Genomic DNA, 19,328 nt, shown 5'->3' with positions numbered 1-19,328 from the left:
ACCGCGTTCCACTCCGGGGCGCGGCCGAAGTCGTTTAAGAAGTCCGCATGCCCCTCAAACTCGCCATCGTCGGCAGGCCGAACGTCGGCAAGTCCACGCTGTTCAACCGGCTGGCGGGCAAGAAGCTCGCCATCGTCGATGACCGGCCCGGCGTCACCCGCGACCGCCGCTTCGCCAGCGGCAGCCTGGGCGATCTTGACCTGACCCTGATCGACACAGCCGGCTTCGAGGACGTCGACGACGACAGCCTGGAGGCGCGCATGCGCGCCCAGACCGAACTGGCCATCCAGGAAGCGGACGTGGTGCTGTTCCTGGTCGACGCCCGCGAGGGCATCACGCCGGGCGACGAGATCTTCGCCGGCATCCTGCGCCGCTATCAGCGCCCCGTGATCCTCGCCGCCAACAAGGCCGAGGGCCGCGCCGGCGACACCGGCATCGCCGAGGCCTGGTCGCTCGGCTTCGGCGAGCCGCTGGCCATCTCCGGCGAACACGGCGAGGGCATGGCCGACCTCTACGCCCTGCTGGCCGGCTACGACGCCGAGATCGGTTTCCAGGGTGACGAGGAGGACTCCTCCGACAAGCCGATCCTGATCGCCATCGTCGGACGCCCGAACGCCGGCAAGTCGACCCTGGTCAACCGCCTGATCGGCGAGGACCGCATGCTGACCGGCCCAGAGGCCGGCATCACCCGCGACGCCATCTCGGTCGAGTGGGAATGGAACGACCGCAAGATCCGGCTGGTCGACACCGCCGGCCTGCGCCGCAAGGCCAAGGTTCAGGAGAAGCTGGAGAAGCTCTCCACCTCCGACTCCATCCGCGCCATCACCTTCGCCGAGGTCGTGCTGCTGGTGATGGACGCGACCCACCCGTTCGAAATCCAGGACCTGCAGATCGCCGACCTGGTCGAGCGGGAAGGCCGGGCCCTGGTGTTCGTGCTGGCCAAGTGGGACCTCGTCGAGGACCCGCAGGCGCGGCTGAAGGCGTTCCAGGAACATGCCGAGCGCATGCTGCCGCAGGTCAAGGGCACGCCCGTCGTCGCCCTGTCGGCCGAAACCGGCCGCGGCGTCGAGCGGCTGATGCCGGCCCTGGCCAAGGTCTATGAGAACTGGTCGACCAAGGTGAAGACCCGCGACCTCAACGACTGGCTGGCCATGGCCATCCAGCGGCACCCGCCGCCCGCTGTCGGCGGCAAGCGGATCAAGCCCAAGTACATGGCCCAGACCAAGGCCCGTCCGCCGACGTTCGTGCTGTTCTCCAGCCGCGCCGAACAGATGCCCGAGCAGTACCGTCGCTACCTGGTCAATTCGATGCGCGAGAGCTTCGACCTGCCCGGCGTGCCGATCCGCCTGACGCTGAAGAGCAACAAGAACCCCTACGCCGAGGGCGAGGCGAAGGGCGGGGCGCCGTCCTACCAGGCCGGCGGCCTGATCAAGAAGGAAAAGGCCATGGCGCTCGCCGCCGAGGCCAAGGCCGCCCGCGCCGAGGAGATCGCCAACGCCGAGGCGGGCATCGTCAAGCCCAAGCCGGTGAAGAAGACCGTCGTCAAGCTGACCGGGGTCAAGGCCGCCAAGGCCCGCGCCGCCGTGGCCCTGAAGTTCACCAAGGCCAAGGGCGCCAAGGGCTCGCGCCCGGGCATCCAGAAACTGCGCGGCGGCGGCTCGGTGAAGGGGCGTCCGCCCCGGCCGACGACGCGGACGGGGAAGAAGTCGTAGGAGCCGTAAGGGGAGCCGTAAGGGGACAGGTTATCCTGTCCCTCGGGACTGGATAACCTGTCCCCGGTCTTCCTTGTCTTCCGGGCGTCGCAGCCAGGGGACAGGACAAGCAGTCCCAAGGGACAGCTTAGCCAGTCCCCGACGATCAGCCGTTCGCCGGCAGCGCCCCGCCGGCGGCCTTCCACTCGCTGAACAGCACGGTCGTGTCCGGCTGGCCGAGATCGGCCTGGGCCAGTTGCACGACCAGCGGCGCGATCTCGGCCGGGTCGGTGACGGTGGCGGGGTCCTCGCCCGGATAGGCTTCGGCCCGCATCTTCGTGCGCATGGTGTTGGGGTCGAGCAGCACGGCGCGGATGGCCGTCTCCTCCATTTCGTCGGCCCAGCAGCGCACCAGCGCCTCCATGCCGGCCTTGGTGGCCGCGTAGGCGCTCCAGAAGGCCTTCGGCCGCACCGCGCGGCCCGAGGTCAGGAAGATCGCCCGGCCGGCGTCAGAGGCCCGCAAAAGCGGCTCGAACGAGCGGATGATCCGCCAGGTGGCCGTCAGGTTGACGGCGACGACGTCGTCCCAGCGCTTGATGTCCATGTGGCCGGTCGGCGTCAGGGCACCGAGGATGGCCGCCGAATGGACCAGCACGTCGAGCCGGCCGAAGCGCTCGAAGATGTGGGCGCCGAGGGCGTCGAGGCCGTCGGGCTCTTTCAGGTCGATCGGCACCAGCGTGGCGTGCTCGCCCGTGGCGGCGAAGATCTCGTCGTCCAGCGCCTCGAGCGCGCCCTGGGTGCGGCCCAGGGCGATGACATGGGCGCCGGCCCGGGCCAGGCCGAGCGCGGCCTGATAGCCGATGCCGCGGGTCGCGCCGGTGACCAGGGCGATGCGGTCCTTGAGGGGAAGGGAATCCATGCGGGGCTTCTAGCGGGTCATCGGCGAAAGGTCATCTCCCGCAATGGTTCGGCGAGCCCTTCCGGGCCGCGTCCGGCCTCTGCTAGGCTGGCGCGAGCCCAACGGGAGACCCGCGATGACCCAGCCGCTTTCCGGAACGCCGATCGCCTATGTCTACACGACCGACCGCGAGCGCGCCCTGGGGTTCTATCGCGACACGCTCGGCTTCGCGCTCCACTCAAGCGACGGCTACGGCGACTATGTCCAGCTGGACGGCGCCCTGCTGCGGCTGACGGTGATCAAGGATCACGCGCCGTCGGAGCATCCGGTGCTGGGCTGGCAGGTCGCGGACTGCCGCGCGACCGTCGAGACCCTGCGCGGCAAGGGCGTGACGTTCAACATCTACGACGGCATGGGCCAGGACGCGCTGGGCGTCTGGACCTCGCCGGACGGCAAGTCGAAGATCGCCTTCTTCAACGACCCCGACGGCAACGCCCTGATGCTGAACGAGGGCTAGGTTTCGCGCGCCGCGTAGCGCTGGGCGATCACCGCGCAGGCCATCAGCTGGATCTGGTGGAACAGCATCACCGGCAGGACGATGAAGCCGACGCTGGCCGCCGGGAACAGGATGCTGGCCATCGGCACGCCGGTGGCCAGACCCTTCTTCGAGCCGCAGAACACCACGACGATCTCGTCCTCGGTGGAGAACTTCATCGATCGCGCCAGCATCAGGGTGGCGGTCAGCACCACGGCCAGAAGCACGACGCAGATCGCCAGCAGCACCGCCAGCTCACGGCCGCTGACCTGCTTCCACAGGCCGCCGACGACCGCCGCGCTGAAGGCGCCGTAGACCACGAGCAGGATCGAGCCCCGGTCGGTGTAGCTGACCAGCTTCGCGTGCCGCGCCACCCAGCCGCCGACGAACGGCCTTGCCAGCTGGCCGACCGCGAACGGCAGCAGGATCTGCACGGCCACGTCCTGCACGGCCTTGAGCGACAGGCCGCCGGTCTGGGTGTGCAGGAACAGCCCGACCAGCAGCGGCGTCAGCACCACGCCGAGCAGGTTCGAGGTCGAGGCCGCCACCACGGCCGCCGCGACGTTGCCGCGCGCCTGGGAGGTGAAGGCGATCGATGACTGCACCGTCGAGGGCAGCAGGCAGAGGTACAGCACCCCGGCGGCCAGCTGGGTCGGCAGGATCGACGGCGGCAGCTGGATGATGCCCAGCCCGAGCAGCGGGAACAGCAGGAAGGTCGAGCCGAGCACCGCCAGATGCAGTCGCCAGTGGACCAGGCCCGCGATGACGGATTCCCGGGGCAGCCGCGCGCCATGCAGGAAGAACAGCAGGGCGATGGCCGCCTTGGTCAGCCAGCCGAACCACACCGCGCCCTGGCCGTGCACCGGCAGCAGGCTGGCCAGCACGACCATCAGCAGGATGGCGACGATGTAGGGGTCGGGCCGGAGGGTTTTCAGCCAGCCCGGACCCTTCTGACTCACGCGCTCACCAGGAACGACAGCTGACGGCCGTTGTCGCCGCCTTCGGCGATCTCGCGGTCGAGCAGGCGGGTCGGGTAGTCGCCGGTGAAGTAGTGGTCGGTGAACTGCGGACAGTCCGGATCGCGGGGGCCGGCCTCGAGCGCCCAGTACAGGCCCTCGACCGACAGGAAGCCCAGGCTGTCGACCTCGAGGAAGGCGGTCATCTCGGCCAGCGACTTGCGCGCGGCCAGCAGCTTGTCGCGGTCGGGCATGTCGATGCCGTAAAAGTCCGGCCACATGATCGGCGGGCTGGCCGAGCGCAGGTGCACTTCGGTGGCGCCGGCCTCGCGGACCATGCGGACGATCTTGCGGCTGGTGGTGCCGCGTACGATCGAGTCGTCGATCAGCACCACCCGCTTGCCCTCGAGCACCGCGCGGTTGGGGCTGTGTTTCATGCGCACGCCCAGTTCGCGCACGCTCTGGGTCGGCTGGATGAAGGTGCGGCCGACGAAGTGGCTGCGGATGATGCCCAGTTCGTAGGGGATGCCGCTGGCCTGGGCGTAGCCCAGCGCGGCCGGCACGCCGCTGTCGGGCACCGGCACGACCACGTCGGCGGTGGCCGGCGTCTCCTCGGCCAGCCGCATGCCCATGCGCTTGCGCACGCCATAGACCGAGCGGCCGTTCACGACGCTGTCGGGACGGGCGAAGTAGACGTATTCGAACACGCAGGGGCGGGCCTTGCCGGTCTGGAACGGCTTGAGGCTCTCCACCCCGGTGTCGGAGATGACGACCATCTCGCCGTGCTCGACGTCGCGCACGAAGGTCGCGCCGATCATGTCGAGAGCGCAGGTCTCGGACGCCAGCACGGGCTTGCCGTTGAGGTCGCCCAGCACCAGCGGACGAATGCCCAGCGGGTCGCGCACGCCGATCAGCTTCTTGTTCGTCAGGGCGACCAGGGCGTAGCCGCCCTCGATCTGGCCGATGGCGTCGATGAACCGGTCGACGACCCGCGCCTTCCGCGAGCGGGCGATCAGGTGGAGGATCACCTCGCTGTCCGAGGTCGACTGGAAGATGGCCCCGTCGGACACCAGCTGGTCGCGCAGGGCGAGGAAGTTGGTCAGGTTGCCGTTGTGGGCCAGGGCCACGCCGCCAGCCTCGAGGTCGGCGAACATCGGCTGGACGTTGCGGATGCCGCTGCCGCCGGCGGTGGCGTAGCGGGTGTGGCCGATGGCGTACTGGCCGGGCAGGCGGTCGACCAGGTCCGCTCCGGTGAAGGCGTCGCCGACATGGCCCAGGTGCCGCTCGGTGGTGAAGCTCTGGCCGTCGAAGGCGGCGATGCCGCAGGCTTCCTGCCCGCGATGCTGCAGGGCGTGCAGGCCGAGCGCGACCACGGCGGCGGCGTCGCTGGTGTCGAACACGCCGAACACGCCGCACTCAAGCCGCAGCGTATCGTCGTCGGGATCGCGGGCGGGGATGTGAACCTGTCGGTCGCTCTTGCGGCTAGCGGTCATCGGGTCTTCTCCACCAGATCGTCCACGGCGTTGCGTTCGCGCGCCTCATAGCCCTTTTCGCCCGGCGTGGGCGCCGTGACGCCTTCGCGGACCGCCTTTTCGACCTTCGGCGCCACCGACCGGGCCACCGAGAAGCCGTTCGGGGCGAAGGCCTTGAGGATCCGCCCCGAGGCCTCCGACACCGGATAGAACAGGCCGCTGGTCACCCAGCGCGGCGCTGTGTCCGCGGGCGTGGCCATGTGGAACAGCAGGTTGAACCCGCCCAGCAGGACCAGCGCCCGGACCAGGCCGAAGCCCGTCCCGACCGCCCGGTCCAGCATGCCCATGGTCGCCGTCTCGCGGACGCGGCTCTCCAGGTTCGCGCCCAGCAGTCGCAGCGCGATATAGGTCAGGCCAAAGACGAATAGAAGGGCCAGTCCGACGCCGGCCCAGTCCGGATCGATCAGCGCCTTGCCCGCAGGGGCCGTGAACCGCAGGGCGAACACCGCCAGGATGGCCGCCAGCAGGAACGACAGGACGGTCATCAGTTCCTTGGTCGCGCCCCGCGTGAAGCCGATGATCGCCGAGACCAGCAGCAGCGGCCCGGCGATGAAGTCGAACTGCGTCAGCTCCACTTTTGCTCTCCGATCCGGGTCACGGCGTCGACCAGGCGTGACACGCCGGTCACGGCCAGGGTGTCGCCCGCGCCCATCGGCGCGAGGGCCCGTCTGAACCCCAGCTTCGCGGCTTCCTTGAGGCGGGTCTCGGCCCGGCCGACGGGACGGACCTCGCCCGACAGGCTGACCTCGCCGAACACCACGCAGTCCTGCGGCAGGGCCTCGTCGAGGGCCGAGGAGGCGAGGGCCGCCGCCGCGGCGAGGTCGGCGGCCGGCTCGGTGATGCGCAGGCCGCCGGCGACGTTGAGGTAGACGTCCTTGTTGCCGAAGGCGAGGCCGCAGCGGGATTCCAGCACGGCCAGCACCATGGCCAGCCGCCCGGAGTCCCAGCCGACGACCGCGCGACGCGGCGTGCCGTAGGCGGAGGGCGCGACCAGGGCCTGGAACTCGACCAGCACGGGGCGGCTGCCCTCGATTCCGGCGAACACCGCCGCGCCCGCCGCCCGCTCGCCGCCTTCGTTGAGGAACAGGGCCGAGGGGTTGATCACCTGGTTCAGACCGGAGTCGCCCATCTCGAACACGCCGATCTCGTCGGTGGCGCCGAAGCGGTTCTTGGCCCCGCGCAGGATGCGGAACGGGTAGCCCCGCTCGCCTTCGAAACTGAGCACCGCGTCGACCATGTGTTCGACAACGCGCGGGCCGGCGATCTGGCCATCCTTGGTCACATGGCCGACGAGGATCACCGCCACGCCGCGCTTCTTGGCCAGCCGCACCAGTTCGGAGGCGCAGTTGCGCACCTGGGTCACCGAGCCGGGGCCCGCCTCATGGGCGTCGCTCCACAGGGTCTGGATGGAGTCGATGACCACGAGGTCGAACGGCTCCCGTTTCAGGCCGTCCAGAATGTCGCGCAGCGCCGTCTCGGCGGCCAGCTTCACCGGCGCCTCGGCCAGGCCCATGCGGGCGGCGCGGCCGCGCACCTGTTCGACGGCCTCCTCGCCGGAGATGTAGGCGCACTTCACGCCGCGCAGGGCGGCCTGGGCGACCACCTGCAGCATCAGGGTCGACTTGCCCACGCCGGGGTCGCCGCCGATCAGGATGGCGCTGCCGGGCACCACGCCGCCGCCGCAGACGCGGTCAAACTCGTCGACGCCGGTGGCGATGCGCGGCGGGGCGGGGGTCTCGCTCTGCAGGCCCTCGAAGGCCAGGCCGCGGGTCTTGGTCGCCCTGGACGGCGTCAGCGATCCCGGCGCGCGCGAGGTCACCTCCTCGACGAGACTGTTCCAGGCGTTGCAGGCCGGGCACTGGCCGGCCCACTTCGACTGGGCCGCGCCGCAGGCCTGGCAGACATAGACGGCGCCGTCGCGGGCCATGCGGACTCCTGATTCGGGGACAGGGTGCACAATACCGGCAAACCGGTCCGGCCGCGCGGCCCATCGACGGCCGGCTGTTCGCGGAACCGTGTGTCGCAAAACGCGCCGGCTCCGCTAGGCTTCCGACTCTGGGGGATCTGAAGCCGACAAAGGGGGTATCGCGATGAGCGTTATCGAAGGCGGAAATTCTTCAAATCTGGTCCAGCGCGTGCAGGACATCCTGCTTCGGCCCAAGCCGACCTGGGAGGTCATCGACACCGAGCCGGCGACGCTGAACGGGCTCTATACGCGCTACGCGATGATCCTCGCGGCGCTGCCGGCGGCGGCCGGGTTGCTCGGCAATCTCGCCCTGTCGCCGTTGATGGGTCACCTGGCGGCATTCAGCTTCTTCGGGTCGATCGTCTGGGCCGTCGTGCAGTACGGCCTGTCGCTGGTCGGGATCTATGTCTTCGCCCGGGTGGTCGACTCGCTGGCCTCGAGCTTCGACGGGACGCCGAACCAGATCCAGGCCTTCAAGGCCGTGATCTACGGGGCGACCGCCTCCTGGGTGGGCGGAGCGCTGGTGTTCGTGCCGGTGCTGGGCTGGCTGATCGCCTTCGCGGGCGGGCTCTACTCGCTCTACCTGTTCTATCTCGGCCTGCCGAAGCTGATGAAGGTGCCGGAGACCAAGGCGCTCGGCTTCGTGGCCGTGTCGATCATCGTGGCCGTGCTGATCCAGATGGTCATCGGCTGGATCGCCGGGGCCGTGGTCATGATGGCCGGGATGGGGGCGACCGGGGCGGCGGTGATGGGCGCCGCGGCCTTCCACTAGGGCTCAGACCGCGCCGCGCCAGGTCCGCTCGGCGCGGGTCGACAGGCGGGTAAGCAGCTCATAGGCGGTGGTTCCGGCCGCCGCCGCCGCCTCGTCGACCGGCAGGTTGGGCCCGAGGATCTCCACGAGCGCGCCGGGCGCGGCGGTCTCGCAGCCGGTGAGATCGACGGCGATCATGTCCATCGAGACCCGGCCGACCATCCGCCGGCGCGCGCCCTCGAACCAGACCTGGCCGTTGGGACAGGCTGACCAGGGCACGCCGTCCGCATAGCCGGCGGCGAGAATGGCCACCGTCAGGTCGCGCTCGGCCGCGAAGACGCCGCCGTAGCCGATGGTCTCGCCGGCCGGGACCTGGCGCAGCTGCAGGATTTCCGCCTCCAGGGTGGCGACGGTGCTGATGCGGCCGTCCGGCCGGTCGTGCGGGCCGCCGCCGAACAGGCTGATGCCCGGCCGCACCTGGTCGAAACAGTAGTCCCGGCCCAGAAAGATGCCGCCTGAACTGGCCAGGCTGGCCGGCGCCTCGGGGAACAGGGCCCGGGCGTCGCGGAAGCGCGCCAGCTGCAGCGCGTTCATCGGATGGTCCGGCTTCCCGGCGCAGGCCAGATGGCTCATCACCAGCCGCACCCGCGGGCGGGCGCACAGGGTTCGCGCCTCGGCCAGGGTCAGGCCGAGCCGGTTCATGCCGGTGTCGATATGGATGGCCGCGGGCCCGGACCATGCGGCGGCCTGGTCCAGGCTGTTGATCACCGGCGTCAGGTCGGCGTCGATCAGACGGCTGCGAGACCCGGGCGTCGGGCCGTCGAGCACATAGATGGTCGCCGGCCGCTCACCGAGCGCGAGGCGCAGGGCCTCGCCCTCGGTCAGCCGGGCGACATGGAAGCTGCGCGCGCCTTCGCGCCACAGGCGCAGGCCGGCCTCAAGGGCGCCGACCCCATAGCCGTCCGCCTTGATCGCCGGCGCGGCCTCGCAACCGGCCATGTCCCGCAGCACCGCGTAGTTGCGGGCGAGGGCGTCCAGGTCGAGGGTCAGGCGGGCTGCGGTCATCCGCTGCGGCGTAAGGGCGCTGGGGGGGCGGGGTCAAGCGGACAAAGCTAGCGCGGCTGCGCCATCGCCTCGGCGATCCGGCCTTCAGGCTGCAGCATGTCGATGAAGCGTTTGTCGGGTTTGACCCGGCATTTGTCGATGGCGGCGACCCAGCGTCGTTCGAAATCGGCGAGGGTGGCCTTCAGGCCCGCGCCGTCCATGCCGCCAAGGCCGCCGCGGGCGAGTACGCCGACCCCGACCATCATGCTGTACAGCTCCAGGTCGCTCCATTTCGCGTCCGGATGCGCCGATCGCCACCAGTCCATGTCCGCGGCGAACTGCTTGCAGGAATAGCGCAGGATTCCGCCGCCCGGACCGGCGGCCTTGTAGCTGTAGAATTCCTGCGGAAAGCTGATCGGAATGGGAATCGCCGCGCCGTCGGCGTCCTTGGCGGGTTCGAAAACCGCCGTCCTGGCGGCGGCGAGCGCCAGGTCGTCGAGGACTGGAGCGCCGCTGCTCCTGGCGACCTTGGCGAAATGCAACCGCCCGTCCACGCCCAGCACGCCGGAGATCACCACCGCCCCGAAATGTCCGGCCTGTCGTTCTGTTTCCGGGTAGGCTGCCTCCTCGCCACTGACCCACTTCGGCTTGATCTTGACGCGCGCCAGGTTGGCCTTGGCGGCCGCGATGTCGGCTTCTTCGGTCGTCGCGGCTGGAGTCGCGGCCGGGGTCGCGAGGGCGGGGGGCGCCGCGGGCTCGGCGGCGATCGAGGCGACCGGCGCCGCCAGCAAGACCGCCAACGCGGACGCAAGAAATCTGACGTTCATGCCTGTCCTACCGAACGTCGAACCGGCCCTCGCGGGCGAGGTTGCCGAACTTGGTCGTGTCGCCGTGGAAGTGCAGCTTCACCGTGCCGATCGGGCCGTGACGCTGCTTGCCGATGATCACTTCAGCGACGTTGTTGATCTTCTCCAGGTCTTCCTGCCAGGTCATGTGCTCGGGCGTGCCCTCGCGGGGCTCGGCGCGGCTCAGGTAGTAGGCCTCGCGATAGACGAACATGACCACGTCGGCGTCCTGCTCGATCGAGCCGGATTCCCGAAGGTCGCTGAGCTGCGGCCGCTTGTCCTCGCGGTTTTCCACCTGACGCGAGAGCTGGGACAGGGCGATGACCGGCACGCCCAGCTCCTTGGCGAGGGCCTTCAAGCCGCCGGTGATGGCGGAGACCTCCTGCACGCGGTTGCCGTCCTTGCCGCCGCCGTCAGTGGTCACCAGCTGCAGGTAGTCGACGACGATCAGGTCGAGGCCGTGCTGGCGCTTCAGCCGGCGGGCGCGGGCGGTCAGCTTGGAGATCGACAGGCCGCCGGTCGCGTCGATGAACAGCGGCGCTTCCTGCACCTCGATGGCCCCGTCGCGGACGCGGCCGAACTCGCTGGCGTCGATTTCGCCCTTGCGCAGGCGGTCCGACGAGACGCCCGACACGTCGGCGAGCAGACGCATGGCCAGCTGTTCGGCGCTCATTTCGAGCGAGAAGAAGGCCACGACCCCGCCGCTGACCGTCTTGCGGGTGCCGTCCGGCTGCGGCTCCCAGGCGTAGGCGCGGGCGACGCTGAAGGCGATGTTGGTGGCCAGCGCCGTCTTGCCCATCGACGGGCGGCCGGCGAGGATCAGCAGGTCCGACGGGTGCAGGCCGCCCAGCTGCTTGTCGAGGTCGGTCAGGCCGGTCGAGACGCCGGCCAGGCCGCCGTCGCGGCTGTAGGCCTCAGCGGCCATCTGCACGGCCCCGGTCAGGGCGTCGGCGAAGTTGACGAAGCCGGTCGAGGAGGTGCCGCTCTCGGCCAGGGTGTAGAGCTTCTGTTCGGCGGCCTCGATCTGGTCGCGGGCCGAGACATCGGCGTCGTGGGCCTGGGCCTCGACGGTGATCTCGCCGCCGATGCGGATCAGGTCCCGGCGCAGGGCCAGGTCATAGATGGCGCGGGCGTAGTCGCTGGCGTTGGCGGCCGGCGGGGCGCGGTCGACGAGGTCGGCGAGGTAGCGCAGGCCGCCCAGCTCCTCGAACGCCGGGTCCTTCTTGAACTCGTCGGCCAGCAGGATCGGCTCGGCCAGCTGGCCCTTGCGGATGTGCGACTCCAACGCCGCGAACAGCCGCTGGTGGAACGGCTCGTAGAAATGGCGGGCCTGCAGCCGGTCGCTCAGCCGTTCATAGGCGGCGTTGTCGTAGAGCAGGGCGCCGAGCAGCGCCTGCTCGGCTTCGATATTCGACGGCGCCACGGCCAGAGGCGTGTCGGTGTGGACGGGACGGAGATCGAGCGCGGGAACGAGAGCCATGGGACTAGTTAACGAAATCGTCCGCGGGCCGCGCGGACCGATCCGTCGCACCCGCGATTCAGTTGTGGAGTTCCGTGTATGTTCGCACGACCAAAGGTCTGCCGGCCTACACATTCGCGAGAATGAAAAAGGGCGGCCCGGGAAACCCGGACCGCCCTGATTTTCAAGCCTGTGGAAACGACCTAGCGGTCGTCGCCGAAGCCTTCGTGTGAGCCGGCGCCGCCTTCGACCATGTCGGCCGCGGCTTCCGCCGCCAGGGCGACGTCTTCGTCGTACTGCGAGGCGATGACGTTCTCGCCCTTGGCCTGACGCTCAGCTTCGTCCGCGGAGCGGGCGATGTTGATGTTCACCGAGACGGTGACTTCCGCGTGCAGCTTCACCTTCACGGGGTGAACGCCCAGGGTCTTGATCGGCTTGTCGAGAATGACCATCGCGCGATCGATCTTGCCACCGGCGGCGTTGACCATGTCGGCGACGTCGCGGCCGGAGACCGAGCCGTACAGCTGACCGGTTTCGCCCGCCTGACGGATCAGGATGTAGGACGTGCCGTCGAGAGCTTCGCCCGCCTGGGCGGCGGCTTCCTTGGCCTTGGCGTTGCGAACCTCGATATCGGCGCGCTGGGCGTCGAAGACCTTCAGGTTGGCGGCCGTGGCGCGGAGGGCCTTGTGGCGGGGCAGGAGGTAGTTGCGCGCGAAGCCGTCCTTGACAGTGACGACATCACCGAGGGCGCCGCGGCCCTCCACGCGTTCGAGCAGGATAACTTTCATCGGTCCGGTTCCCTTACTTCACGACGTAGGGGAGCAGGGCGAGGAAGCGGGCGCGCTTGATGGCGCGGGCCAGCTCACGCTGCTTCTTGGCCGAGACGGCGGTGATGCGCGACGGGACGATCTTGCCGCGCTCGGAGACGTAACGCTGCAGCAGCTTGACGTCCTTGTAGTCGATCTTCGGCGCGTTGGCGCCCGAGAACGGGCACACCTTGCGGCGACGATAGAAGGGGCGACGGGCGCCGGCGGCGGCCGGAGCGGCGGCCGGGGCTTCCGGGGAGATATCGGTATCGGACATGATCTTCTTCTCCCTTAGGCCGCGGCGAAGTCTTCACGCGGGCGGTCGCCGCGCTCGGGACGTTCGGGGCGGTCGCTGCGATCGCGATCGCGGCGGGCCAGAACCGGCGACAGTTCCAGGTCGAGTTCCTCGACGCGGACGGTCATGAAGCGCAGCACGTCTTCGTTGATCGACAGCTGGCGTTCCATTTCCTTCACGGCCGACGCCGGGGCGTCGATCGCCATCAGGGAATAGTGACCCTTGCGGTTCTTCTTGATGCGGTAGGTGAGGTTACGCAGGCCCCAGTACTCGATCTTGGCGATATGGCCGCCAAGGCTTTCGATCAGGGCCTTCATGTCCTCGTTGAGTTGCTCAGCCTGTTGGGGCGAGATGTCTTGCCGTGCGATGAGCACGTGTTCGTAAAGCGCCATGTTTTCCTTCTTCCGTTTGGAAGGCGGCGCGGCCCCGGGCGGAAGCTCCCGGGGTCACGATGGGTCTGTTCGCGGCGGCCGGGAGTTTCCCGACCTGAAAGGCTCCGCGAGAGACCGCCTTCCGTGAAGGGCGCGCTAGTAAGCGAGATTGGCCGGAAAGGCAAGCGTGGCGAGGGCTGGCGCCGGTTTCGGGGGGCGACGTCGGGCGCGGCTTGACGTGCCTCAAGGTGCGTCCGCGGCGACGGCCTGGGCTGGACGCCGCGGGAGAACGCCATGAGTGCTGCTGAACGCCTGGATAGACCCGTGACGTCGCCTCCGGACTATATCCGCCGCCCAGGCGTCCTTATCCCTACTTCGGGTGCGCCTTGCGCCAGGCGGCGACGGCTTCCTTCGCCTTGGCGATGTGCGACAGCGGGTCGGTCAGGGCCGTGTAGGCCAGCAGGATCTTGCCGTTCGGCGCGATGACGTAGGTCGTGCGGTCCGACATGTTCGGATTGAAGGCCAGCGTGGCGTCGTAGGCCTTGATCGTGTCCTTGGTCACGCCGGCGACCGGGAAGGCGTTGCGGCATTCACTCTTGGAGAACTCGGCCAGTTCGGCGACGCGGCCGGCGGTGACGCCGATGATGCTGGCGCCCATGGCGGCGAACTCGGGCGTGGCGACGGCGAACTCGTGCGCCTCGGCGGTGCAGCCGGAGGTGAAGGCCGAGGGGAAGAAGTACAGCACGACCGGGCCCTTCTTGAGAGCTTCCGACAGCTTGTAGGGCGTGGGCTTGCCGGCGAGGAAGGCGGTGGAGCTGAAGTCCGGCGCGCTGGCGCCGACCTTGAGGGCCGCCCAAGCGGGGGCGGCGACGAGGCTGAGGGCGAGTACGGCGGCGGCGAGGCGTTTCATGGTCTGATCTCCCGGTTGCGCGAATAGTTAGACCGTCCCGCGCCCGCGTCCAGTCAGGGTTGTTCGGCGGCCTTGCTTACCAGGGCCGAGCCGTTCCAGCGCCAGTAGGTCCGCTGGCAGTGCTTGCCGTTCAGACCGCAGTCCTCGGCGCCCTCGAGGGTGACGAAGGTCGGCTTGCCGCCGGCGAGATCGAGGCCCCAGGCGCGGGTTTCGTCACGCCAGCCGACGACATAGCCCGCGGGGGCGCTGACGAAGACCGTCAGGTCAAATACCGGCGCATTGTCGATCGAGCCGTCGGACATGCAGCCGTCGTACTCGCCGCCGACCACCCAGTCGGGACGGCCGTCGGCGTTGAGGTCGTCGACCTCGCTTACATAGGCCTCTTCATAGGGATAGGTCGCGCCCACGGCCTTGCACCTGGCAGTCCGGTCGGCGAGGGCGGCCAGCACCGGGCCCGGCAGGCTGGCCTGGGGCGGAATCGCCAGCCGGACCGGGCCGCCGATGAGGAAGGTCTCGCCCATCGGACTCACGCGGCCGATGAAGCGTCCGGCGGTCTCGGACCAGGCGTAGTCGCGCGGGCAGGGGTCGACGCCGAAGCCGCCGCAGACCGAGCCGTGAAAGTCGACGTTCAGCAGGGTCCGGCCCTTGCTGCGGCGGAGCTTGAAGGCGCGGACCTGGGTGTCCATCGCCAGATCCCAGCCGCCTGAGGCGTTGGACACATAGATGCGGTGAACACAGCCGCCGGTGCCGCAGAAATAGGACGGGTTGGGGGCCTTCTCGAAGTCGACCACCCAGTCGGTGACGCTGTCGTTGTTGATGTCGGCGCGGTGGAACATGCCGGCCGGGGCGACGAGGTGGGGCGGGTTGTAGTCCGGCTCGTCGTCGGCCGACGGGGCCGTCGTCGCATCGATCTCGGCCTGTACGGACCGGCGCACGGCGTCCGGCGGCTGGCTCGCGGCCAGCACCGCGCCGGCCGAAACCAGCGCAGCGACAAGCCCGAATACGATCTTCTTCAAGGCGGCCCCGCGGAACTGACGATCAAACGTCGGGGCAAGCGCCCCGACGGCTCCGAACGCCTAAACCGCCGAGCGGTTCCGGCAATGCCCTATACGGGGGGCATGGATCAGAGGCCGGGTTCAACGAGAATCTTCACGTTGGACTCCGGATTGCCCAGATCGATGAAAGCCTGGGCGACGCCGTCCAGGCCGACCTTGGCGGTGATCATCGGTTCGACGTTGATCCGGCCCTCGGCGATGTCGGTCAGGGTCTGGGCGAATTCATCCGGCTGGTAGCCGAGCACGAAGCGCAGATCGAGCTGCTTGTTGATCGCCAGCGACGGCTCGATCCTGTCCGGCTCCATGCAGACGCCGGCGACGATGATCTGGGCCTTGGGCGGGCAGCCCTCGATGACGCTCTGCAGCACGCCGGGAGACCCGACGCATTCGAAGACCACGGGCCGGCCGAAGCTCTGGCCGCCGAACATCGCCGCCTGCATGCCGGCCAGGGTCGAGGGGACGCCGAACTCGGCCCATTTGGTGTGCGGACCGGTCTCGGCCGGATCGACGATCACGTCGGCGCCCATGGCCTCGGCGGCGGCGCGGCGACGCGGCGAGAAGTCGGCCGCGATGATCGGGCCATGCCCGCGCATCTTGAGGGCGGCGATGACCGCCAGGCCGACGGGGCCGCAGCCCAGCACCAGGCAGACGGAATTGCTGTCCAGCGCGGCGCTGGCCACGGCGTGAACGCCGACGGCCATCGGCTCGGTCAGGGCGGCGTGGTCGGTGGACAGGCCGTTCGGCACCTCCAGCAGCAGCCCTTCGGTCAGGATCATCCGCTCGGCGAAGCCGCCCGGATACTTGTTGGAATAGCCCACCGCGTCGAAACCGTCCGGGCCCATGTTGACCGGCATGGAGACGACCCGCGTGCCGGCCTTGAACCGGTTGGCGCCGGGGCCGCCCTCGAGCACCTCGGCGCAGAATTCGTGGCCGAAGACGATGTCCTTCTTCGGGTCCATGTCGCCGCCGCCGCCCGCGCGGCGACCCATCTCAACCATGTGATCGAGGTAGTGCAGGGCGTGCAGGTCCGAACCGCAGATGCCGCAGGCGAGGGTCTTGACCCGCACCTGGCCGGGGCCGGGATCGCGCTCCTCGATGGTGTCACAGACAAGTTTCCCGGCTCGCCGCACGACTGCGCGCATGGTCTCTCTCCCTTATGTTTTGACGCACGCTAGGCGATGACGCCACGGCAACGCCAGCGGGATTGAAACGGTCAGAGCAGGCGGGCGGCGATCGCGTCGACGGTCTCGAACATCAGGTCCGGCTTCTGGACCCTCAACGCCTCCGCCGCGGTGTACCCCCAGGACACCGCGCCCGTGGCCAGGCCGACTTCGCGGGCGGCGTCCAGGTCGCGGATCTCGTCGCCGATGCTGATCGTCTCGCCCGGTTTGACCCCGAACCGCTTGACCACCTTGCGGAACTTGCTGGCCTTGCCGAACATCGAGGCCCCGCAGTTGAACATGCCGACCAGCTCGCAGAGCTCCGGGCCCAGCACGATGCGGATGTTCTCCTCGGAGTTGGAGCTGACCACCGCGATATGCACGCCGGCGCCGTGCAGGGCGCGCAGCATTTCCGGCACGCCGTCGAACAGGGCGATCTTGCCGGCGTCGGCGGTCATCAGCTTCTGGAAGTGGGCGGCGATCGCCGGCAGCTTCAGCGCCGGCAGCTTCTGGATCTTCATCATCTCCCGCGCGCTGAGATGGCGCAGGGTGTCGAGCTGGCTGCGGTCGATCTTGCGGTAGCCGAATCTGTCGGCCAGCGCGTCCGACGTATCCAGCATCCAGCCGAAGGTGTCGCCGAGCGTGCCGTCGAAGTCGAAGATGACCAGTTTGTACGCGGCCAATGAATTCATCCCGATGCGGAGCGGAAAAACCGTGACGGTTGCCCGTTGTGCCCCTTTCCCCTAACCGTGCGCGCCGGATTCGTCACTTTTTCGGAGAGGACCCCATGAGCCTCGCCTTCATCTTTCCCGGCCAGGGCAGCCAGACCGTCGGCATGGGCGCCGACCTCGCCGAGGCCTTCGCCAGCGCCCGCGAAGTGTTCCAGGAAGTCGACGACGCCTTGTCGCAGAAGCTTTCGCGGCTGATGCGCGAGGGGCCGGAGGCCGACCTGACCCTGACCGAAAACGCTCAGCCGGCGCTGATGGCGGTCAGCCTCGCGGTCATGCGCGTGCTTGAAAAAGAAATGGGCGTCCCCGTCGAAAAGGCCGCTTTCGTCGCCGGTCACTCGCTCGGCGAGTACTCGGCGCTCGCCGCCGCCGGCGCGATCAGCCTGTCGGACACCGCCCGTCTGCTGAAGCTGCGCGGCCAGGCCATGCAGCGCGCCGTGCCGGTGGGGCAGGGGGCGATGGCCTCGCTGATCGGGCCCAAGACCGACGTGGCCCTGGCCGAGGCCGCCGCCGCGGCCGGCGCCGAGGTCGGCGTCTGCGTCGTGGCCAACGACAACAACAACGGCAACGTGGTGATCTCCGGCGACCGGGCCGGCGTCGACCGCGCCATCGAGAAGGCCAAGGAGCTGGGCGCCCGCGCCATTCCGCTGAACGTCTCGGCGCCCTTCCACTGCCCGCTGATGCAGCCGGCGGCCGACGAGATGGCCACGGCCCTGGCCGGCACGACCATCCTCGCGCCCCGCGCGCCGCTGGTGGCCAATGTGACGGCCCGCCCGACGCTGGATCCCGAAGCGATCCGCGCGATGCTGGTCGAACAGGTCACCGGCCGCGTCCGCTGGCGCGAGAGCATGCTCTGGCTGGCCGGCGAGGGTGGCGTGACCCGCTTCGCCGAGGCCGGCGCCGGCAAGGTGCTGTCCGGCATGGCCAAGCGCATCGCCCCCGACGCCGAAGCCATCCCGCTGAACACGCCGGCCGATCTGGAAGCGTTCGCGAAGAGCCTCTAGCCCCTGTTCCGCTCATCCCGGCGAAGGCCGGGACCCAGGCCATTTCAGATCGCCCGGTGAATGCGGACAGGAACATAAACAAACCTGGGTCCCGGCCTTCGCCGGGATGAGCGGGAGAAGAGAATGTTCGACCTCACCGGCAAGACCGCCCTCGTCACCGGCGCCACGGGCGGCATCGGCGGCGCCATCGCCCGGGCGCTGCACGCCCAGGGCGCGCATGTCGTGCTCTCGGGCACCCGCGAGGCGGCGCTTGAAGTGCTGGCCGCCGAGCTGGGCGACCGCACCAGCGCGGTGGCCGCCAACCTGTCCGACGCCGACAGCGTCGACGGCCTGATCGCCGCCGCCGAGACCGCGGCCGGCCTTCCGATCGACATCCTGGTGGCCAACGCCGGCATCACCCGCGACGGGCTGATGCTGCGGATGAAGGACGACGACTGGGAACAGGTCATAAAGGTGAACCTGGAGTCCTATTTCCGCCTGTCGCGCGCCGCCCTGAAGGGCATGATGAAGCGCCGCTGGGGCCGGATCATCGGAATCACCTCGGTCGTGGGCGTCACCGGCAACCCCGGCCAGGCCAACTACGCGGCCTCGAAGGCCGGCATGATCGGCTTCTCCAAGGCCCTGGCCCAGGAAGTGGCGACCCGTAACGTGACGGTGAACACCGTCGCCCCCGGGTTCATCGCCAGCCCGATGACGGAGGAGCTCAATGAGGCGCAACGCGCTGCAATCCTTGCGAAAATCCCGGCCGCCCGGCTGGGCTCCGGCGAGGATGTCGCGGCGGCCTGCGTCTATCTCGCCAGCGATGAAGGCGCCTATGTCACAGGTCAGACCTTGCACGTGAACGGCGGCATGGCGATGATCTGACGAACACATGCTCCGTCGGCTGGCCGCTGGTCACTCCGGATGGAACATGATAGCGAAGCCCCGAATTCCGCAGACCGCTTCGGCGGCCGGACAACTAACGACCTAAAGAGGACCAGAACGAATGTCCGACATTCTCGAGCGCGTGCGTAAGATCGTCATCGAGCACCTCGACGCCGATCCCGAAAAGGTCACCGAGAAGGCCAGCTTCATCGACGACCTGGGCGCCGACAGCCTCGACAACGTCGAGCTGGTCATGGCCTTCGAAGAGGAATTCGATATCGAAATCCCCGACGACGCCGCTGAACATATCCAGACGGTCGGCGACGCCGTGAAGTTCATCTCGGAGAAAGTCGGCGGTTGATCCGCTGACCCTTTTCCGGTCGATTCACCGCCGCGCGGTGTCGGGAGTCCCCGACGCGCGCGGCGGCTTCGTTTTGAGCTGACCCCGGGCCGATTCC

At 69.1% G+C, this 19,328-nt stretch carries 21 protein-coding genes; 6 read left to right on the top strand and 15 right to left on the bottom strand.

The annotated features are described in order from the left end of the window. Positions 1–47: 47 nt before the first annotated feature. Positions 48–1,712 carry a ribosome biogenesis GTPase Der gene (gene der, locus AC1RN0_RS15535; RefSeq protein ID WP_492788368.1) on the top strand — a complete coding sequence of 555 codons (1,665 nt, stop codon included), beginning with the start codon at positions 48–50 and terminating at the stop codon, positions 1,710–1,712. A gap of 145 nt (positions 1,713–1,857) precedes the next feature. Here the strand turns inward: der and AC1RN0_RS15530 are convergent, their stop codons facing one another. Beyond that, positions 1,858–2,610, bottom strand: coding sequence for an SDR family NAD(P)-dependent oxidoreductase (locus tag AC1RN0_RS15530; RefSeq protein ID WP_492788367.1), 753 nt, complete (start codon positions 2,608–2,610; stop codon positions 1,858–1,860). Between the two features lie 115 nt (positions 2,611–2,725). Between AC1RN0_RS15530 and AC1RN0_RS15525 the strand changes: the two genes are divergently transcribed. After that, positions 2,726–3,106: a VOC family protein gene (locus tag AC1RN0_RS15525; protein ID WP_492788366.1), complete on the top strand. Its 381-nt coding sequence runs from the start codon at positions 2,726–2,728 to the stop codon at positions 3,104–3,106. On the opposite strand, the gene AC1RN0_RS15520 is transcribed toward AC1RN0_RS15525, so the two are convergent. From AC1RN0_RS15520 to radA, 4 genes are read right to left on the bottom strand one after another with little or no spacing between them, the layout of a single operon-like run. After that, on the bottom strand, positions 3,103–4,083 hold the full coding sequence (locus tag AC1RN0_RS15520; protein ID WP_492788365.1) for a bile acid:sodium symporter family protein: 981 nt from the start codon (positions 4,081–4,083) through the stop codon (positions 3,103–3,105). The two genes, AC1RN0_RS15525 and AC1RN0_RS15520, sit on opposite strands and share 4 nt — an antisense overlap. Beyond that, positions 4,080–5,573 carry an amidophosphoribosyltransferase gene (gene purF / locus AC1RN0_RS15515; RefSeq protein WP_492788364.1) on the bottom strand — a complete coding sequence of 498 codons (1,494 nt, stop codon included), beginning with the start codon at positions 5,571–5,573 and terminating at the stop codon, positions 4,080–4,082. Before purF ends, AC1RN0_RS15520 begins: the two co-directional genes overlap by 4 nt. Then, entirely contained in the window at positions 5,570–6,187 is a 618-nt protein-coding gene (locus AC1RN0_RS15510; protein WP_492788363.1) for a CvpA family protein, read from the bottom strand. The genes purF and AC1RN0_RS15510 overlap by 4 nt, the downstream gene beginning before the upstream one ends. Then, positions 6,178–7,539: a DNA repair protein RadA gene (radA, locus tag AC1RN0_RS15505; protein WP_492788362.1), complete on the bottom strand. Its 1,362-nt coding sequence runs from the start codon at positions 7,537–7,539 to the stop codon at positions 6,178–6,180. The genes AC1RN0_RS15510 and radA overlap by 10 nt, the downstream gene beginning before the upstream one ends. Positions 7,540–7,702: 163 nt before the next feature. Between radA and AC1RN0_RS15500 the strand changes: the two genes are divergently transcribed. Then, positions 7,703–8,350 carry a Yip1 family protein gene (locus AC1RN0_RS15500; protein ID WP_492788361.1) on the top strand — a complete coding sequence of 216 codons (648 nt, stop codon included), beginning with the start codon at positions 7,703–7,705 and terminating at the stop codon, positions 8,348–8,350. 3 nt (positions 8,351–8,353) lie between these two features. Here AC1RN0_RS15500 and alr read toward each other — a convergent pair whose 3' ends face one another. The 10 genes from alr to AC1RN0_RS15450 form a co-directional block, all read right to left on the bottom strand. Next, positions 8,354–9,394, bottom strand: coding sequence for an alanine racemase (alr, locus tag AC1RN0_RS15495; protein WP_492788360.1), 1,041 nt, complete (start codon positions 9,392–9,394; stop codon positions 8,354–8,356). A 47-nt stretch (positions 9,395–9,441) separates the two neighbouring features. Continuing rightward, positions 9,442–10,200 carry an energy transducer TonB gene (locus AC1RN0_RS15490; RefSeq protein ID WP_492788359.1) on the bottom strand — a complete coding sequence of 253 codons (759 nt, stop codon included), beginning with the start codon at positions 10,198–10,200 and terminating at the stop codon, positions 9,442–9,444. A gap of 7 nt (positions 10,201–10,207) precedes the next feature. Beyond that, positions 10,208–11,698, bottom strand: a complete 1,491-nt coding sequence (locus AC1RN0_RS15485) for a replicative DNA helicase (protein WP_492788358.1) — start codon at positions 11,696–11,698, stop codon at positions 10,208–10,210. 182 nt (positions 11,699–11,880) lie between these two features. Further along, a complete protein-coding gene (gene rplI / locus AC1RN0_RS15480) occupies positions 11,881–12,465 on the bottom strand; it encodes a 50S ribosomal protein L9 (RefSeq protein WP_492788357.1) in 585 nt (194 codons plus the stop codon). A 13-nt stretch (positions 12,466–12,478) separates the two neighbouring features. Beyond that, entirely contained in the window at positions 12,479–12,760 is a 282-nt protein-coding gene (gene rpsR, locus AC1RN0_RS15475; RefSeq protein ID WP_492788356.1) for a 30S ribosomal protein S18, read from the bottom strand. A gap of 14 nt (positions 12,761–12,774) precedes the next feature. After that, entirely contained in the window at positions 12,775–13,170 is a 396-nt protein-coding gene (rpsF, locus tag AC1RN0_RS15470) for a 30S ribosomal protein S6 (protein WP_492788355.1), read from the bottom strand. A gap of 349 nt (positions 13,171–13,519) precedes the next feature. Then, positions 13,520–14,059, bottom strand: coding sequence for a peroxiredoxin (locus AC1RN0_RS15465; RefSeq protein WP_492788354.1), 540 nt, complete (start codon positions 14,057–14,059; stop codon positions 13,520–13,522). A 53-nt stretch (positions 14,060–14,112) separates the two neighbouring features. Further along, complete coding sequence (locus AC1RN0_RS15460; RefSeq protein ID WP_492788353.1) at positions 14,113–15,075, bottom strand: hypothetical protein; 963 nt, start codon at positions 15,073–15,075, stop codon at positions 14,113–14,115. Positions 15,076–15,182: 107 nt separating this feature from the next. Continuing rightward, the gene (locus AC1RN0_RS15455) at positions 15,183–16,256 is read right to left on the bottom strand and encodes a zinc-binding dehydrogenase (protein ID WP_492788352.1); all 1,074 of its coding nucleotides are present in this window, start codon (positions 16,254–16,256) and stop codon (positions 15,183–15,185) included. Between the two features lie 71 nt (positions 16,257–16,327). After that, complete coding sequence (locus tag AC1RN0_RS15450) at positions 16,328–16,957, bottom strand: HAD hydrolase-like protein (RefSeq protein ID WP_492788351.1); 630 nt, start codon at positions 16,955–16,957, stop codon at positions 16,328–16,330. Between the two features lie 104 nt (positions 16,958–17,061). On the opposite strand from AC1RN0_RS15450, the gene fabD reads away from it, so the two are divergent. From fabD to AC1RN0_RS15435, 3 genes are all read left to right on the top strand, one after another. Then, positions 17,062–18,006, top strand: a complete 945-nt coding sequence (gene fabD, locus AC1RN0_RS15445) for an ACP S-malonyltransferase (RefSeq protein WP_492788350.1) — start codon at positions 17,062–17,064, stop codon at positions 18,004–18,006. A 123-nt stretch (positions 18,007–18,129) separates the two neighbouring features. After that, entirely contained in the window at positions 18,130–18,870 is a 741-nt protein-coding gene (fabG, locus tag AC1RN0_RS15440) for a 3-oxoacyl-[acyl-carrier-protein] reductase (protein ID WP_492788349.1), read from the top strand. A gap of 121 nt (positions 18,871–18,991) precedes the next feature. Beyond that, positions 18,992–19,231: an acyl carrier protein gene (locus tag AC1RN0_RS15435; RefSeq protein WP_488900381.1), complete on the top strand. Its 240-nt coding sequence runs from the start codon at positions 18,992–18,994 to the stop codon at positions 19,229–19,231. Positions 19,232–19,328 lie beyond the last annotated feature (97 nt).

The sequence above is a fragment of the Caulobacter sp. GW821-FHT12F03 genome (genome assembly GCF_058806855.1).
This window is presented reverse-complemented; position numbering and strand designations above follow the sequence as displayed.

Excerpts from the sequence above, each read along its gene's own strand:
- der (WP_492788368.1), top strand. The coding sequence starts at position 48 with ATGCCCCTCAAACTCGCCATCGTCGGCAGGCCGAACGTCGGCAAGTCC.
- AC1RN0_RS15530 (WP_492788367.1), bottom strand. The coding sequence starts at position 2,610 with ATGGATTCCCTTCCCCTCAAGGACCGCATCGCCCTGGTCACCGGCGCG.
- AC1RN0_RS15525 (WP_492788366.1), top strand. The coding sequence starts at position 2,726 with ATGACCCAGCCGCTTTCCGGAACGCCGATCGCCTATGTCTACACGACC.
- purF (WP_492788364.1), bottom strand. The coding sequence starts at position 5,573 with ATGACCGCTAGCCGCAAGAGCGACCGACAGGTTCACATCCCCGCCCGC.
- radA (WP_492788362.1), bottom strand. The coding sequence starts at position 7,539 with ATGGCCCGCGACGGCGCCGTCTATGTCTGCCAGGCCTGCGGCGCGGCC.
- AC1RN0_RS15500 (WP_492788361.1), top strand. The coding sequence starts at position 7,703 with ATGAGCGTTATCGAAGGCGGAAATTCTTCAAATCTGGTCCAGCGCGTG.
- alr (WP_492788360.1), bottom strand. The coding sequence starts at position 9,394 with ATGACCGCAGCCCGCCTGACCCTCGACCTGGACGCCCTCGCCCGCAAC.
- AC1RN0_RS15490 (WP_492788359.1), bottom strand. The coding sequence starts at position 10,200 with ATGAACGTCAGATTTCTTGCGTCCGCGTTGGCGGTCTTGCTGGCGGCG.
- AC1RN0_RS15485 (WP_492788358.1), bottom strand. The coding sequence starts at position 11,698 with ATGGCTCTCGTTCCCGCGCTCGATCTCCGTCCCGTCCACACCGACACG.
- rplI (WP_492788357.1), bottom strand. The coding sequence starts at position 12,465 with ATGAAAGTTATCCTGCTCGAACGCGTGGAGGGCCGCGGCGCCCTCGGT.
- rpsR (WP_492788356.1), bottom strand. The coding sequence starts at position 12,760 with ATGTCCGATACCGATATCTCCCCGGAAGCCCCGGCCGCCGCTCCGGCC.
- rpsF (WP_492788355.1), bottom strand. The coding sequence starts at position 13,170 with ATGGCGCTTTACGAACACGTGCTCATCGCACGGCAAGACATCTCGCCC.
- AC1RN0_RS15465 (WP_492788354.1), bottom strand. The coding sequence starts at position 14,059 with ATGAAACGCCTCGCCGCCGCCGTACTCGCCCTCAGCCTCGTCGCCGCC.
- AC1RN0_RS15455 (WP_492788352.1), bottom strand. The coding sequence starts at position 16,256 with ATGCGCGCAGTCGTGCGGCGAGCCGGGAAACTTGTCTGTGACACCATC.
- fabD (WP_492788350.1), top strand. The coding sequence starts at position 17,062 with ATGAGCCTCGCCTTCATCTTTCCCGGCCAGGGCAGCCAGACCGTCGGC.
- fabG (WP_492788349.1), top strand. The coding sequence starts at position 18,130 with ATGTTCGACCTCACCGGCAAGACCGCCCTCGTCACCGGCGCCACGGGC.
- AC1RN0_RS15435 (WP_488900381.1), top strand. The coding sequence starts at position 18,992 with ATGTCCGACATTCTCGAGCGCGTGCGTAAGATCGTCATCGAGCACCTC.